Annotated in this window: 11 protein-coding genes; 9 read left to right on the forward strand and 2 right to left on the reverse strand. The window is 71.8% G+C overall.

What is annotated here, in order from left to right:
* Positions 1 to 5: 5 nt before the first annotated feature.
* On the forward strand, positions 6 to 1592 hold the full coding sequence (locus tag AC1DS4_RS16120) for a LuxR C-terminal-related transcriptional regulator (protein WP_477624581.1): 1587 nt from the start codon (positions 6 to 8) through the stop codon (positions 1590 to 1592).
* Here AC1DS4_RS16120 and AC1DS4_RS16125 read toward each other — a convergent pair.
* Entirely contained in the window at positions 1540 to 2091 is a 552-nt protein-coding gene (locus tag AC1DS4_RS16125) for a dihydrofolate reductase family protein (protein WP_477614262.1), read from the reverse strand. The two genes, AC1DS4_RS16120 and AC1DS4_RS16125, sit on opposite strands and share 53 nt — an antisense overlap.
* Positions 2092 to 2256: 165 nt before the next feature.
* Between AC1DS4_RS16125 and AC1DS4_RS16130 the strand changes: the two genes are divergently transcribed.
* The 5 genes from AC1DS4_RS16130 to AC1DS4_RS16150 all read left to right on the forward strand — a co-directional run bounded on the left by AC1DS4_RS16130 (position 2257) and on the right by AC1DS4_RS16150 (position 7488).
* Positions 2257 to 3192, forward strand: a complete 936-nt coding sequence (locus AC1DS4_RS16130; protein WP_477632880.1) for a lysophospholipase — start codon at positions 2257 to 2259, stop codon at positions 3190 to 3192.
* A gap of 132 nt (positions 3193 to 3324) precedes the next feature.
* A complete protein-coding gene (locus AC1DS4_RS16135; protein ID WP_477614264.1) occupies positions 3325 to 3738 on the forward strand; it encodes a YciI family protein in 414 nt (137 codons plus the stop codon).
* A 7-nt stretch (positions 3739 to 3745) separates the two neighbouring features.
* Positions 3746 to 4885, forward strand: a complete 1140-nt coding sequence (locus AC1DS4_RS16140) for an RNA polymerase sigma factor (protein ID WP_477614265.1) — start codon at positions 3746 to 3748, stop codon at positions 4883 to 4885.
* A gap of 80 nt (positions 4886 to 4965) precedes the next feature.
* On the forward strand, positions 4966 to 7071 hold the full coding sequence (locus AC1DS4_RS16145; RefSeq protein WP_477632881.1) for an NAD(+) synthase: 2106 nt from the start codon (positions 4966 to 4968) through the stop codon (positions 7069 to 7071).
* Between the two features lie 57 nt (positions 7072 to 7128).
* Positions 7129 to 7488, forward strand: a complete 360-nt coding sequence (locus tag AC1DS4_RS16150; RefSeq protein WP_477624586.1) for an MmcQ/YjbR family DNA-binding protein — start codon at positions 7129 to 7131, stop codon at positions 7486 to 7488.
* On the opposite strand, the gene AC1DS4_RS16155 is transcribed toward AC1DS4_RS16150, so the two are convergent.
* Positions 7472 to 7978 (reverse strand): hypothetical protein, encoded by a 507-nt coding sequence (locus AC1DS4_RS16155; RefSeq protein ID WP_477614268.1) that lies wholly within the window; start codon positions 7976 to 7978, stop codon positions 7472 to 7474. The genes AC1DS4_RS16150 and AC1DS4_RS16155 overlap by 17 nt on opposite strands.
* 318 nt (positions 7979 to 8296) lie before the next feature.
* Between AC1DS4_RS16155 and AC1DS4_RS16160 the strand changes: the two genes are divergently transcribed.
* From AC1DS4_RS16160 to AC1DS4_RS16170, 3 genes are all read left to right on the forward strand, one after another.
* A complete protein-coding gene (locus AC1DS4_RS16160; protein WP_477614269.1) occupies positions 8297 to 8971 on the forward strand; it encodes a hypothetical protein in 675 nt (224 codons plus the stop codon).
* A 105-nt stretch (positions 8972 to 9076) separates the two neighbouring features.
* Positions 9077 to 10492 (forward strand): FAD-binding oxidoreductase, encoded by a 1416-nt coding sequence (locus AC1DS4_RS16165; protein ID WP_477614270.1) that lies wholly within the window; start codon positions 9077 to 9079, stop codon positions 10490 to 10492.
* A 169-nt stretch (positions 10493 to 10661) separates the two neighbouring features.
* The gene (locus AC1DS4_RS16170) at positions 10662 to 14042 is read left to right on the forward strand and encodes a BTAD domain-containing putative transcriptional regulator (RefSeq protein ID WP_477632882.1); all 3381 of its coding nucleotides are present in this window, start codon (positions 10662 to 10664) and stop codon (positions 14040 to 14042) included.
* The last annotated feature ends 5 nt before the right edge of the window (positions 14043 to 14047 follow it).

Here is a 14047-nt window from a genome sequence, read left to right on the forward strand (position 1 = left end):
AGGAGATGCCGGACCAGGAGTCGATGACCACGAGGGCGCCGTCGCAGGAGACGGTGGCCTCGTGGCGCTTGGTGATGACCGTCCTCGCACGGTCGATGAACGTGAAGCTGGGGCTCGTGACCCGGCACACGGAAGACGGTGCGATCGAGATGACCGCACCCAGCCTTGAGCAGGACTACTACGACCCGGGAGAGCGGCTGGCTCTCGAGCCGGGCCTGCTGTGTGAGTACGTCATCACCAACCAGGCCGAGCTCGTCGTGGCTGACAGCCGCAGCGAGGCGGAGTGGGTGGAGAACCCCGATGCCCGGCGCGGGCTGCTGGCCTATCTCGGCTTCCCCGTCTACTGGCCCGACGGTGACGTCTTCGGGACCATCTGTGTCCTGGACGACTCGCCTCGCGACTTCAGCCAGGCCGATCGACGGCTGCTGCTGTCAGCCCGCGACGCCATCCACGACTCGTTGGGCGTGGCGATGGCGACCCAGCGTGTCGACCAGGGCGCCGCGGTCCGGGCGCCGATGGGGTCGTGGGACTACGACCCGGCGAACGACCTGCTGAGGTTGTCCCCCTCCATCCTCCGACACCACGGCATGGCTGACGCGAGCAGCTGGTCCATCGACCAGTGGCTCGACGGCTTCCCGGAGGACCAGCGCTCGCCGCTGGGCGACGGCATCGCCGCCGTTGCCGAGGGGCTGACCCGGACGTTGAGCCTGGCGGTGCTCGTGCCCGGCCCCGACGGCAGTGCCCTCGTACGGATCACCGCGCGGGGCCTTCACGACGACGCGCACCGCGTGGTCTCCATCGTGGGCAGTCACTGGGTGCTGCCCGACTCCACGGTGCCGGCCCCCCACGTCGTCGACCCCTTCTTCTCGCGTGACCCGATGACGGGGCTGCCCACCCGCGTCGAGCTGGAGTACCGCGTCCAGCGAAGCCTGGAACGACACCCAGGTCAGGCTCCCGGAGCGCAGGTGGTCATGGCGATCATCGAGGTGACCAACGTCGGCGGGATCGTGCACGCGGACGGCATCGACGCCGCCGACACGGTCATGGTCGGACTCGCCGACCGGCTGCGCGGGGCCGACCGCTTCGTCGCTGCCCTGGGTTTCGGACACTTCGCGGTGCTGGTCAGTGCCACGGCAGCCGGTGCGGCGCAGCGGCTGGCCCTGGCCCTGCGCAGGGAGGTGGCAACCCTCCCCTCGGCCGGTTCGGTGACGCCGAACATCTCGATAGGGACCGTCGACGTGGTCGAGATCGCCTCCGGGTCCCCCGGTGAGTTCCTCGCCGAGGTCACCCGCGGGCCGCGGCGGGAGGCTCCGAGGGACCGGGACGTCAACCGCGCCGCCACCGCCCTGACCGAACGCCAGAAGGAGATCGCGACCCTCGTCGCGCAGGGCTTGTCGAACCGTGAGATCGCGGACGCCCTGGTGATCACCGTCCGCACGGTGGAGGGACACCTCGACGGCATCCGCGACAAGCTCGGGCTGACCAGTCGGACCCAGCTGGTGGGCCTGGTCCTCACCCGGCCGGAGGTGGTGGCTCGGCTCAGTCCTGCGGCCGCAACCGGTAGGTCAGGACGGCGTTCCCGACCGACGTGACCTGGCTGTCGACGAGGTCGAGCCGGGTGACCGGCACGGACTCGTCGAAGAGCCGACGACCGACGCCAGCCACCGGGTGGGTGGTCAGCGTCAGCTCGTCGATGACACCGGCCAGGAACAGTGACCGGATGGTGTCGATGCCGCCCACGACCGAGATGTCCCCACCCTCGGACTCCTTGAGCTCCCGGACGTGGGCGGCCGGGTCGCCGTCGATGACGGTGCTGTTCCAGCCGAGGTCACCCGATCGCGTCGAGGACACCACATGCTTGCGCACCGGGTTGATGAACTGGCCGAACGGGTCGTCGGCACCCGCGGACTGCCAGTACTGCGACCACTCGTCCCACAGCTTGCGGCCGATGACCACGTCGGTGACGCCGCCGATGGCCTTGCCCATCATCTCCATCTCCTCCGGCCCGAAGCGGTCGAACTGCCACTGGTCGGGGGCCTCCACGACGCCGTTGACGGAGTTGAACAGGTGGGCCGAGACTTTTCTGGCCATGGTCGGAGCCTTTCGCACGAGGGTGGGATTCGTCGATACAGACCATGCCACCCGGCAGAACTCATCGCCCCACCAAATGCCGGGCAACGGTCCGTCACGGCTCCCGCGCGTGGCTATTGTCAGCGCAGCGGCCCTGGCGACACCTTTCCGAGCGAATGAGGCGCAATGCAGTCGAGCACGAGCACCCTGACCACTCCCGACGGAACCCAGCTGCACGTCAACAGGTGGTTGCCCGAGGGCCCACCCAAGGCCGTGGTCCAGGTCGCGCACGGCATGGCCGAGCACTCTGACCGCTACGCCCGGTTCGGTGAACGGCTGACCGCCGCGGGGTATGCCGTGTACGCGAGCGACCACCGCGGCCACGGCTCCACGGCGCGCGCCGCCCAGGACGCGGGCTACTTCGCCGACGACCACGGGTGGGACACCGTGGTGGACGACCTGCACCTCGTGACCGAGCACGCGCTGTCCGAGCACCCGGGTCTGCCGTTCTTCCTCTTCGGCCACAGCATGGGCTCGTTCCTCAGCCGCTCCTTCGTCACGCGGTTCGGCGGGGAGCTCGACGGGCTGGTGCTGTCCGGCACGGCCGGCGACCCGGGCGCGCTGGGCAAGGTGGGCCTCGCGCTCGCCTCCGCCCAGGCCCGGCTGCGCGGCCGTCGCCACCCCAGCGCCCTGATGGACCAGCTCACCTTCGGCCAGTACGGCGCGGCCTTCAAGCCGAACCGCACCAAGTTCGACTGGCTCTCCCGTGACGAGGCCGAGGTCGACAAGTACGTCGCCGACGAGCGCTGCGGCAACGTGTTCACGAGCGGCTTCTTCGTCGACCTGCTGGGCGGCCTCGCTGCCATCAACGCCGACTCGGAGGTGGCCCGCGTGCCCAAGGAGCTGCCCATCCACCTCATCGCCGGGTCACTCGATCCCGTCGGCGCCAAGGGCAAGGGCGTCCAGCAGGTCGCCGACCAGTACCGCCGTCTCGGCGTGCAGGACGTCAGCGTGAAGCTGTGGCCCGAGGCGCGCCACGAGGTCCTGAACGAGACCAACCGCGACGAGGTGATGGACGAGGTGGTGGGCTGGCTCGACGCCCACCTCCCCGTGCGGGGCTGAGCCACGCGGCATACCCGAAGTTCCCCCCCGTGGGCCGAAAGTTGTGTCGCCGACCATGTCGAGAACCGACCGACGGCTCCGTCCTGGGGGTGATGGCGGCCAGAATGGCCGGCACGGACGAAGGAGATGACGATGGCCAAGTACCTGCTGCTGAAGCACTACCGAGGCGGTCCGGAGCGCAGCCCCCAGGGCTGCATCCCCATGGACCAGTGGACTCCGCAGGAGATCTCGGACCACATCGGGTTCATGCACCACGTCGCCGACACGCTCCGCGAGCGGGGTGAGTTCGTCGACGCCGATGGGCTCTCACCCGAGGGCGCCTTCGTGCGGTACGACGGCGAGGGCAAGCCGCCGGTGACCGACGGCCCGTTCGCCGAGACCAAGGACCTGATCGCCGGCTGGATGGTGATCGACGTCGACTCGGTGGAGCGCGCCCACGAGGCGGCGGCGTTCCTCTCGTCGGCCCCCGGCCCGGGTGGCGTCCCCCTCAACGAGTGGATCGAGGTCCGGGCGTTCATGTCCGAGCCGCCCGTCATCACGGAGTGACCAGGCGATGAGCGAGCTCGACGAGCTGCTCAAGCACCTCGGACCTCAGGTGCTCGGCATCCTCGTCCGCCGCGGAGCAGACTTCGCGGCGGCCGAGGACGCCGTGCAGGAGGCCCTCGTCGAGGCGTTCCGTCGCTGGCCGTCCGCGCAGCCCGACGAACCCAAGGCGTGGCTCGTCACGGTGGCGTCGCGCAGGTACGTCGACGCGGTGCGATCGGAGGCCGCGCGACGCAGGCGGGAGGAGCGGTTCCACGAGGAGCCGGGGCCAGGCGCCACCGAACAGGCCGACGACACGCTCCTGCTGCTGTTCCTCTCCTGCCACCCTGCGCTCTCGCCGACCTCCGCGGTGGCGCTGACCCTGCGCGCCGTCGGCGGGCTGACCACGCGCCAGATCGCGGAGGCCTACCTCGTCCCCGAGGCGACCATGGCGCAGCGGATCAGCCGCGCCAAGCGCACCATCTCGGGCGAGCGGCTGACCCATCCTGGCGACCTCGCGGTCGTGCTGCGCGTCCTCTACCTCGTGTTCAACGAGGGCTACACGGGCGAGGTCGACCTGGCAGCGGAGGCGATCCGGCTGACCCGTCAGCTGGCTGCGGCATCCGACGAACCCGAGGTGGCGGGGCTGCTGGCACTGATGATGCTGCACCACGCCCGGCGGGCGTCGCGCCGCACGGAGGCCGGCGAGCTCGTGACGCTGGCCGACCAGGACCGTTCCCGGTGGGACACGACCGCGATCGCCGACGGGGTGCGGATCCTGCAGGACGCCCTGGCCCGCGACCAGCTCGGTGAGTTCCAGGCCCAGGCCGCCATCGCGGCGCTGCACGCCGACGCCCGGTCCGCGGCCGAGACCGACTGGACGCAGATCCTGGAGTGGTACGACGAGCTCACCCGGCTCACCGACAGCCCCGTCGTCGCGCTGAACCGCGCCGTCGCCGTCGGCGAGGTCGACGGCCCGCTCGCAGGCCTCCGAGCCCTGGCCGCGGTGGACGCAACCGTCCCCCGCCACGTCGCCGTCGCGGCATACCTGCACGAGAAGGCCGGGGACCTCGACCAGGCACACACGTTGTATGCCGCGGCGGCCAGGGCGGCGACCAGCGCGGCGGAGCGTGACCACCTCACCCGTCAGGCGGCCCGACTGCGCGGCTGAACGGGACGAACGGCGGGCGGCGGGGCTCGACGCGAACCCTTCGCCGGTCCTCGCACCGGACCCTCTGACAGACTCGGGCCATGGACCACGGGGCTTCATCGTCGGACTTCGCGTCTGCCTACCGCCACGGCTTCGCCCGCGTCGCGGCCTGCACCCTCCCCGTCCACGCGGGCGACCCCGCCCGCAATGCCGAGGCGGTCGTCGAGCAGGTGCGGCTGCGGCACGCGGAGGGTGCTGCGGTGGCCCTCTTCCCCGAGCTGAGCCTGTCCGGGTACGCCATCGACGACCTCCTCCTCCAGGACGTCCTCCTCGACGAGGTCGACCGCGCAGTGGTCACCCTCGCCGTGGCGACCAGGACCCTGCTTCCCGTCGTCGTCGTGGGCGCCCCGTTGCGGCACGGCAACCGGCTGTTCAACTGTGCCGTCGTCATCCACCGCGGCGAGGTCCTCGGCGTCGTGCCGAAGTCCAACCTGCCCAACTACCGCGAGTTCTACGAGAAGCGACACTTCGCCTCCGGCGACGACACCCGCAGCGACTGGTTCCACGCGCCGCACTGGCCGGGTGCCGACGAGGAGGGCGACCTCCCGTTCGGCCCGGACCTCATCTTCGAGGCCGACGACGTCCCCGGCCTCGCCGTCCACGTCGAGATCTGCGAGGACATGTGGGTGCCGGTCCCCCCGAGCGCCAAGGCCGCGCTGGCGGGAGCCACCGTGCTGCTCAACCTCTCCGCGTCGCCCATCACCGTGGGCCGCGCCGAGGACCGCCACCTGCTCGCCCGCTCGGCGAGCTCGCGGTGCAACGCGGCCTACCTGTATGCCGCGGCGTCGGCCGGTGAGTCCACGACCGACCTGTCCTGGGACGGCATGACGATGGTCTACGAGATGGGCGACCTGCTCGGGGAGAGCGAGCGCTTCCCGGACGGTGCCCGCGCCACCGTCGTCGACGTCGACCTCGACCGGTTGCGGCAGGAACGCATCCGACAGGGTTCCTTCGACGACAACCGCCGCGCCGAGCGGATCGACGCCAGCGACGGCGCGGACTTCCGCACCCTCGGCTTCGCCCTGAAGCCACCGTCGGGTGACATCGGGCTGCGCCGCAAGGTCGACCGGTTCCCCTTCGTGCCCGACGACGAGGCCCGCTTGGCGCTCGACTGCTACGAGGCCTACAACATCCAGGTGTCCGGGCTCGAGCAGCGGCTGCGGGCCATCGCCACCGACACCTGGCAGCCCAAGATCGTCATCGGCGTCAGCGGCGGGCTCGACTCCACGCACGCGCTCATCGTCGCGGCCAAGGCCATGGACCGACTCGGCAGGCCGCGCACCGACATCATCGGCTTCACGATGCCGGGCTTCGCCACGAGCGACGGCACCAAGACCAACGCGATCCACCTCATGGACTCCCTCGGGATCACGTGGGAGGAGCTCGACATCAGGCCGGCCGCGACCCAGATGCTCAAGGACCTGGCTCACCCCTTCGGGCGCGGCGAGGAGGTCTACGACGTAACCTTCGAGAACGTCCAGGCAGGCCTGCGCACCGACTACCTCTTCCGCGCCGCCAACCAGCGCGGTGGGATCGTCCTCGGCACGGGCGACCTGTCCGAGCTGGCGCTCGGGTGGTGCACGTACGGCGTCGGCGACCAGATGTCGCACTATGGGGTGAACAGCGGCGTGCCCAAGACGTTGATGCAGCACCTGATCCGGTGGGTGGTCGGCAGCGGCCAGTTCGAGGGCCCTGTCAACGGCACCCTCACCGAGATCCTCGACCAGGAGATCAGCCCCGAGCTCGTCCCGACCAGGGCGGGCGAGAAGCTCCAGTCCACGGAGGACTCCGTCGGGCCCTACGCGTTGCAGGACTTCACGCTGTACCACGTGCTGCGTCGCGGTTACCGCCCCAGCAAGATCGCGTTCCTGGCGCTCCACGCGTGGTCCGACCCGGAGTCCGGCGAGTGGCCCGCGGGATACCCCGAGGGCCGCCGCACGGCATACGACCTCGCGACGATCCGGCGCTGGATGGAGGTCTTCGTGCATCGGTTCTTCAGCAACCAGTTCAAGCGCTCCGCGCTCCCCAACGGCCCCAAAGTCGTTGCGGGTGGCTCACTCTCGCCCCGTGGCGACTGGCGTATGCCGTCCGACGTCACCGCCCGCGCGTGGCTGGAGGAGCTGCGGACCAGCGTCCCGGAGAGCTGACGTCTTCTCGCACTCCTGCATGACTGTGCTGTCAGTGACGGGTGCGACAGTGGTGGGGTGGCCGTCACCGTCGAGGACGTGCGCCGCATCGCGGCGCCACTGCCGCGCGCCTACGAGGTACTGGTCCGCGACCGGGTGAAGTGGCGGGTCGGCAGCATCGTGTGGCTGGCCTTCTCCCGCGACGAGACCGAGATGGGCTTCGCCTTTCCTCGCGAGGAGCGGGCGGCCCTGGTCGAGTCGGAGCCCGACGTGTTCTTCATGCCCGGACAGGTCGACCTGCGCTACCAGTGGGTCGAGGCGTGGACGGCGGCGATCGAGCTGGAGCGGCTTCCCGAGATCGTGCTGGACGCCTGGGAGATGGTCGTGCCCAAGTCGGTCTCGGCCCCCTGGTTCGCGAGCCTCAGAGCTGACCGCTGACGATCCACTCACACGCCGTGTGGAGGGCTGCCCACGGATCGGTGCCGAGCACGGTCGAGAACGACTCGCGCAGCCGGCCCTGCGGGTCGTGGAAGGTGGCGTTCCACTCGTGCCCGCGACCATTCACCGACAGGGACGCCCGCCGGATGAGCGTGCACGAGGTCACCTCGACGGACATGGCGCCGTTCGGGTGCACCTCCCGGCGCACGCAGAAGGCGTGGCCGCCGATGATGTCGGTGCAGCGTGCGGCTTCGGCGGCCCGGGACCGTGCCCGGTCGTACGCCGCCTGGGTGGCGTTGTTCAGCGACAGGGCCAGGGCCGATCGAGCCGGGGAGACGCCGGCCACGCTGCACGCGCTGGCGGCGTCGCTCATCGCCGACTCCCGGGCCATCCACGCCCGCGTCACGTCGGCGGCGAGCTGGTCGCGGGCTGTCGGCGAGGCGTTGGCGACGTACCACGCGTTGTCGAAGAGGCGCTCGATGACCGTCATTCGGGACTCCCTGCACAAGAGCCAGATGCTGGCGAGGAATGGGTGACGGGGCTGCGGATCAGGTGATGTCCCCCCGGCAGTCACCATCGTCGGGCCAGGAGTACTACGACACATCCGGCAGGGAGGGGCGCGCCTTCTCCATCAGGAGGACGAGGCGATCCTTGCGGATGCGGCGGTTTGGCTCCGGACGACCCCTCAGCGGCGCCGACCGCCACCGGACCGTCATCGCACCGAGTAGGGGTGGCGCCCCGAGCGTCCCCGGCGCATAGTGGAAATGGCGGCGTGGCGGGTGACCACGACCGTGCGCTGGGAGATGCGATGAGCCGCGAGACGACCCTGCCGGACCTGGTCCCTGTCCTGTCCGCGGGACGGCACCGCAACCCTCGCAAGGGCGCCTGCTTCATGGAGATGGCCTCCTTCCTCGCCGGCGAGCGCTGGAGCGACCACCCCGCGTGCACCCACCCGTTGCTGGCCGCGCTCGCCCGGATGGTCAACGACTCGCTCGGGGACGTCGACCGTCCCAGGCTGGTCACCCTCATCCCCGACGTGGTCGGCCTCACCGGGACCGACCTCGACCTCGACCTGGTCATCGCGACCCGCGCCGCCGCCGCGGCGCTTCCCGTGGCTCCGTCGACCCGCCAGAACGTGCTCGCCGTGGGCCTGCTGACGGCCCAGCGGCTGGCCGCGACCCGCCCCGCCGTGCGGGGCGACGTGGACGGCTGGTGCGCCACCGCGTTCGCGTCGGCTCCCGACGCCCACGCCTGGGCGGAGCGCTACGCGCGTGTCGCCCTGGTCAGCGAGCGGACCTATCGACGCCAGACCGCGCCACACACGGTCGCGTATGCCGTCGAGGGCCTCGCGGTTGCCTGCGTCGACGACGTCGCCGACCGGCTGGTCGGGTTGCTCCAGGACACCGTGGCCGATGTCGCCTCGCGGGTCGAGCGCACCAGCACCCCGGAGCCGGCCGCACGCGCGAGGGTCATGACCGGCTGATCTGTCGAGCCGGCGGGCGACCCCAAGCCGGCTCCAAGTGCCGCCCAAGTGGGTGGGGGCACCGTGTTCCGCACACCTTCTGACCTGCGGAACAAGGAGTCACCCATGACCATCGACCTCACCACCTCAACCCGCCGCGCCGAGGCACTGCGCGGCCTGTGCGACGGTGCGGTTCACCTGCCCGGCGACCCCGGGTACGACGCGGCACGCCTGCCGTGGAACGCGGCCCTCGACCAGCGGCCGGCGGCCGTGGCGCAACCGACCACGGTCGCCCAGGTGCAAGAGGTGGTCCGCGCGGCCGCCGCCGCCGACCTGCGGGTCGCCCCGCAGAGCACCGGACACAACGCGGGACCCCTCGTCGCCCAGGGCCTGGACGACGTCGTCGTCCTGCGCACGTCGGCGATGACCGGCGTGAGCATCGATCCGGTGCGCCGGATCGCCCGCGTCGAGGGCGGCGCCCTCTGGATGCACGCCACCGAGCCCGCCGGCGACCACGGCCTGGCTGCCCTGCACGGCAGCTCCCCCGACGTCGGCATCGCCGGCTACTCCCTGGGCGGGGGCATCGGTTGGTACGCCCGACGTCTGGGCCTGGCCACCAACAGCCTGACCGCCGTCGAGCTGGTGATGGCCGACGGTGAGCACGTCCGGGCCGATGTGCACCGCAACGCCGAGCTCTTCTGGGCACTGCGTGGCGGAGGCGGCAGCTTCGGCGTCGTCACCGCCCTGGAGTTCCGGCTCTACGCCATCGAGAGCGCCTATGCGGGGATGCTCATCTGGGACCGGGAGCTCGCGGACCCCGTGCTGCGCCGGTGGGCCCAGTGGGCTCCGGGCGCGCCCGACGACGTCACCACGTCCTTCCGCGTCCTCAACCTCCCGCCCATCCCGGACATCCCCGAGATGCTGCGCGGCCGCTCGGTCGTCGTCATCGACGGTGCCGTGCTCGGCTCGGACGAGGCCGGCCAGGCCGCGATCGCCGACCTGCGGGCCCTCTCCCCCGAGATCGACACGTTCGGGCGGGTGCCGGCGAAGTCCCTGGTGCGGTTGCACATGGACCCCGAGGGGCCGACGCCGGTGGTGTCCGACTCGGCGATGCTGGGTTCCCTCCCGGACGAGGCGATCGACGCCTTCCTGTCCGAGGTGGGGCCGGGCACGTCGTCCTCGCTCCTGATGGCCGAGCTGCGTCAGCTCGGAGGAGCGCTCGGCCGGACCCACGAGGGCGGCGGTGCGCTGTCCAGGCTCGACGGGCAGTTCGTCACCTTCGCGGGTGCCATGGCGATGACACCGGAGATGGCTGCCCAGGGTCAGCAGGACGCCCACCGGCTGACCAAGGTGCTGTCGCCCTGGTCCAACGGCCGCAGCTACCTCAACTTCGCCGAGACCGACGTCGACCCGCGCACTGCCTACACGGAGCGGACCTGGTTGCAGCTCAAGGGGATTCGTTCGGCCGTCGACCCGCACGGACTGTTCGTGGGCAACCACCGCATCCCGCGGCTCGTCGAGAACGGTCGCGTCACCGACTGAGGGTGGGCAGAGAGAGTCCTGACGGGGACCGGGGACGGGGGACAGAGGGGGACCGGTATGCCGCGTGGTCACCACGCGGCATACCGCCTCTCGGCGTGATGGGTCGGCGTCGCCGATATCGCCTGAAAGCACGAGCGTCACGGCGCGCCCCGCGCGTACTCTCGGGCGAATGAGAGTGGGTGTCCTCGGCGCCGTGCAGGCCCATCTCGGCGACGCGCCGGTCGATCTCGGCACGCGCAAGCAGCGCGCCCTGGTGGCCGCGCTCGCCATGAACCACGGGCGCCCGGTGTCGGTGGACGCCCTCGTCGACATGCTGTGGGCGGACGGTGCGCCACCCGGGGTGACCGGCACCCTGCAGGCCTACATCGCCGGCCTGCGCCGGACGCTCGAGCCGGGGCGCGCGGCCCGGGCACCGTCGACGGTCCTGGTGACGGTGGCGCCGGGATATGCGCTGCGGGTGGGCGAGGACGACCTCGACGCCGCCTCGTTCGACCGCGCCGTGAGCCGCGCCCACCGTCGGATCGGCCAGCTGGCGCGCCTGCACGATGCCAGTGGGCTCACCACCGAGGAGCTGAGCTCGATCGTCGCCGACCTCGACCGGGCTCTCGCCCTCTGGCGCGGCACGCCCTACCTCGAGCTCGAGGACGCACCCTTCGCGGTGGCCGAGCGCGCCCGGCTCGAGGAGCTGCGCGTCGTCGCCCTCGAGGACCGGGCAGTCGCCGCCCTGGAGCTCGGGCAACACGCTACTGTCGCCGGCGAGCTCGAGGCCCTCACGACGGCATACCCACTGCGCGAACGACTTTGGGGGCTGCGCGCGCTGGCCCTGACCCGGGCGGGCCGTCAGGCCGAGGCCCTGGACGCCTTGCGCGAGGTCCGCGAGGTCCTCGCCGAGGAGCTCGGCCTCGAACCGGGGCAGGAGCTGCGCGACCTGCAGGCGGCGGTGCTTCGGCAGGACCCCGCCCTGGACTGGCAGCCGGCGTCGCCTGCGGGGCAGCCGGCGTCCTGGACACCCGACGTGGCGACCGGCGGCACCGAGTCCGTGGGCGGAGGCGGGCCGACCCGGATCCAGTCGTTCGTCCCGACGCTTCCGCCCTGGCCCCTCGTCGGGCGGTCACCGCAGCTGGCGGAGCTGGTCGGCGCGCTGGACCAGGCCCAGTCGGGCACGGTGGCCCTCGCCGCGCTGGTCGGGGAGCCGGGCATCGGCAAGAGCCGCCTTGCGGGCGAGCTGGCCCGCGTGGCCAACGAACGCGGTGCGACCGTGTTGCTCGGACGGTGCTCGCAGGACGACGGGGCGCCCCCGCTGTGGCCGTGGCAGCAGGTGCTGCGCGGGCTCGGGCGTGAGCTGCCCGAGATGACCGACCAGGACGAGGACGGTGGGGGCAGGTTCCGCACGTGGGAGGCCATCGCGGGCGCGGTGGCCGAGGCCGCGACCGGTCGCACCGTCGTCGTGCTGCTCGACGACCTGCACTGGGCCGACGTCGCGTCGCTGCGCGTGCTGCGGTTGCTCGGAGAGACAGTGCAGGACGGCCGGCTGCTCGTGGTGGGCACGTGGCGCAGCCACCCCGAACCCACTGACGCGCTCCTCGACGCGGTGGAGATGTTCGCCCGTCGCCACGCGGTGCGGATCGACCTGCACGGGCTCACGGCGGGTGAGGCCTCGCGCGTCGTCGAGGCCGTGAGCGAGTCGACGCCTTCCCCTGACGAGGCCGCGTCGCTGAGGAAGCGGACCGACGGCAACCCGTTCTTCCTCGTGGAGTACGCCCGGCTGGCGCGCGAGGGCGGCGACCTGTCCGCCCTGCTGGCCGAAGCCAACCCCCCGGCCGCGGTGCACGACGTGCTCGCCCGGCGGCTCAAACGGCTGCCCGAGGAGAGCGTGTCGGCCCTGCGGTGGGCGGCGCTGGTCGGCCGGCAGTTCGACCTCGCCACCCTTTCCGCGGTCTCGCGCCTCGACGAGGAGGACCTGCTCGACCAGCTCGACCCCGCGCTCGAGGCGGGGCTCCTCCGTGAGGACGGCATCGACCGTTACCTGTTCGGTCACGCGCTGGTGCGCGACACGATCTACGCAGCCATCCCCGCTGCCCGTCGCGCGAGAGCCCACGCCCGGGTCGCGGAGTCGCTGGCCGGCGGGCCCGGGCGAGAGACCGAGGTCGCGCGACACTGGCTGGCAGCCGGGCCGGCCCACGCGTCGCGTGCCTGGCTCGCAGCCGTCGGCGCAGCGGCCCTGGCGCGGCGGCTGCACGCCTACGAGGAGTCCGCAGACCTGCTCCAGTCGGCCCTCGACACCCTGCCGCAGGACCCCGACTCCACCGCACGCGAGCGGTACGACGTGCTGATGGACCTCGCGGACGCCCAGCGCTGGTCGGGCGACTGGGAGGGGCTGGTGGCGACAGCGGAGGCGGCCATCGCCGTCGCGGACGAGCTGGCGGACGTCGAGCTCCTCGGTCGGGCCGCCACGGTGACCTCCGTGGGGGCGCTGTGGCAGTCGGGACCCCACGGCACCGTCAACGCGGTGGTCGTCGAGGCGCTGCGTCGTGCGCTGGCGGGGCTGCCTCCCGCCGATGGCGGGCTGCGCTGCCGGGTGATGCTCGGCCTTGCCCTCGAGATCTACTACGGCTCGACCTTCGAGGAGCGGATGGCGCTCGTCGAGGAGGGTCTGGCCATGGCCCGGCGGATCGGCGACGACGACCTGCTGCTCGACGCCTGCCAGCTCTCCTACGTCGCCGTCTGGCGGACGTCCACCGCACCGCTGCGCCGAGACCTCGTCACCGAGGGGATGGAGCTGGCCCACCGGCTCGGCAACGAACGCGCGTACGTCGTCACCACGACGCTGCGGGCCGTGGTGGCCGGGGAACTCGGGCTGGTCGAGGAGATGTGGGAGCACGCGGTGGTGGCGCGCGACTGGGCCCAGCGGCTGCGGCTGCCGTACGGGCTCATCGTGCTGGACAGCCTGGAGCTGCCGTGGCTGGCGATGGCGGGGCGGTTCGACGAGTGCGTCGAGAGGATGGACGACATCGTCCGGCTGGACCAGGAGATGACGCTGTCGCAGACCGAGGACGCCACGGCCGGCGCCCTCATGTCGCTGCGGCTGTGGCAGGGCCGATCCCTCGAGGTGGCCCCGGTGCTCGAGCAGTTCGTGGAGCACAGTGTGCTGCCGGTGACCTCGACGATGCTCGTGTTCTGGCTGCGGGCCGGTGAGCTCGACCGTGCCAGGGAGTTTGCCGCCACCCACGCCGTGCGCGTCGACGACGACGACTGGTTCTCGATGCTCAACTGGTGTGCCGCGGCCGAGGCGTCCCTCGGCCTTGACGACCACGCGATGGCGTCGGCTGCCTACGACCGGCTGGCGGCGTACGCCGGCTACTCGTGCTGCGCCGGATCGGGCAACGCGATGGGGCCCGTCGACGCCTACCTCGCCCAGGCGGCGGCCGCGGTCGGCGAGGCGGACCTGGCCGCCAGCCACGCCGATCGCGCGCTCGAGCTGTGCGAGGAATGGCAGATCCCGCTGGCCGCGCAGTGGCTGCGTGACCAGCGGGAGCGCTACTCCTTCTGACGCCC

The organism is Pedococcus sp. P3_C7 (genome assembly GCF_056402615.1).

What these genes read in the sequence shown, in the direction of transcription:
- AC1DS4_RS16165 (WP_477614270.1), top strand. Translation starts at nt 9,077, where the DNA reads ATGACCATCGACCTCACCACCTCAACCCGCCGCGCCGAGGCACTGCGC.
- AC1DS4_RS16170 (WP_477632882.1), top strand. Translation starts at nt 10,662, where the DNA reads ATGAGAGTGGGTGTCCTCGGCGCCGTGCAGGCCCATCTCGGCGACGCG.
- AC1DS4_RS16140 (WP_477614265.1), top strand. Translation starts at nt 3,746, where the DNA reads ATGAGCGAGCTCGACGAGCTGCTCAAGCACCTCGGACCTCAGGTGCTC.
- AC1DS4_RS16145 (WP_477632881.1), top strand. Translation starts at nt 4,966, where the DNA reads ATGGACCACGGGGCTTCATCGTCGGACTTCGCGTCTGCCTACCGCCAC.
- AC1DS4_RS16155 (WP_477614268.1), bottom strand. Translation starts at nt 7,978, where the DNA reads ATGACGGTCATCGAGCGCCTCTTCGACAACGCGTGGTACGTCGCCAAC.
- AC1DS4_RS16160 (WP_477614269.1), top strand. Translation starts at nt 8,297, where the DNA reads ATGAGCCGCGAGACGACCCTGCCGGACCTGGTCCCTGTCCTGTCCGCG.
- AC1DS4_RS16125 (WP_477614262.1), bottom strand. Translation starts at nt 2,091, where the DNA reads ATGGCCAGAAAAGTCTCGGCCCACCTGTTCAACTCCGTCAACGGCGTC.
- AC1DS4_RS16135 (WP_477614264.1), top strand. Translation starts at nt 3,325, where the DNA reads ATGGCCAAGTACCTGCTGCTGAAGCACTACCGAGGCGGTCCGGAGCGC.
- AC1DS4_RS16120 (WP_477624581.1), top strand. Translation starts at nt 6, where the DNA reads ATGCCGGACCAGGAGTCGATGACCACGAGGGCGCCGTCGCAGGAGACG.
- AC1DS4_RS16130 (WP_477632880.1), top strand. Translation starts at nt 2,257, where the DNA reads ATGCAGTCGAGCACGAGCACCCTGACCACTCCCGACGGAACCCAGCTG.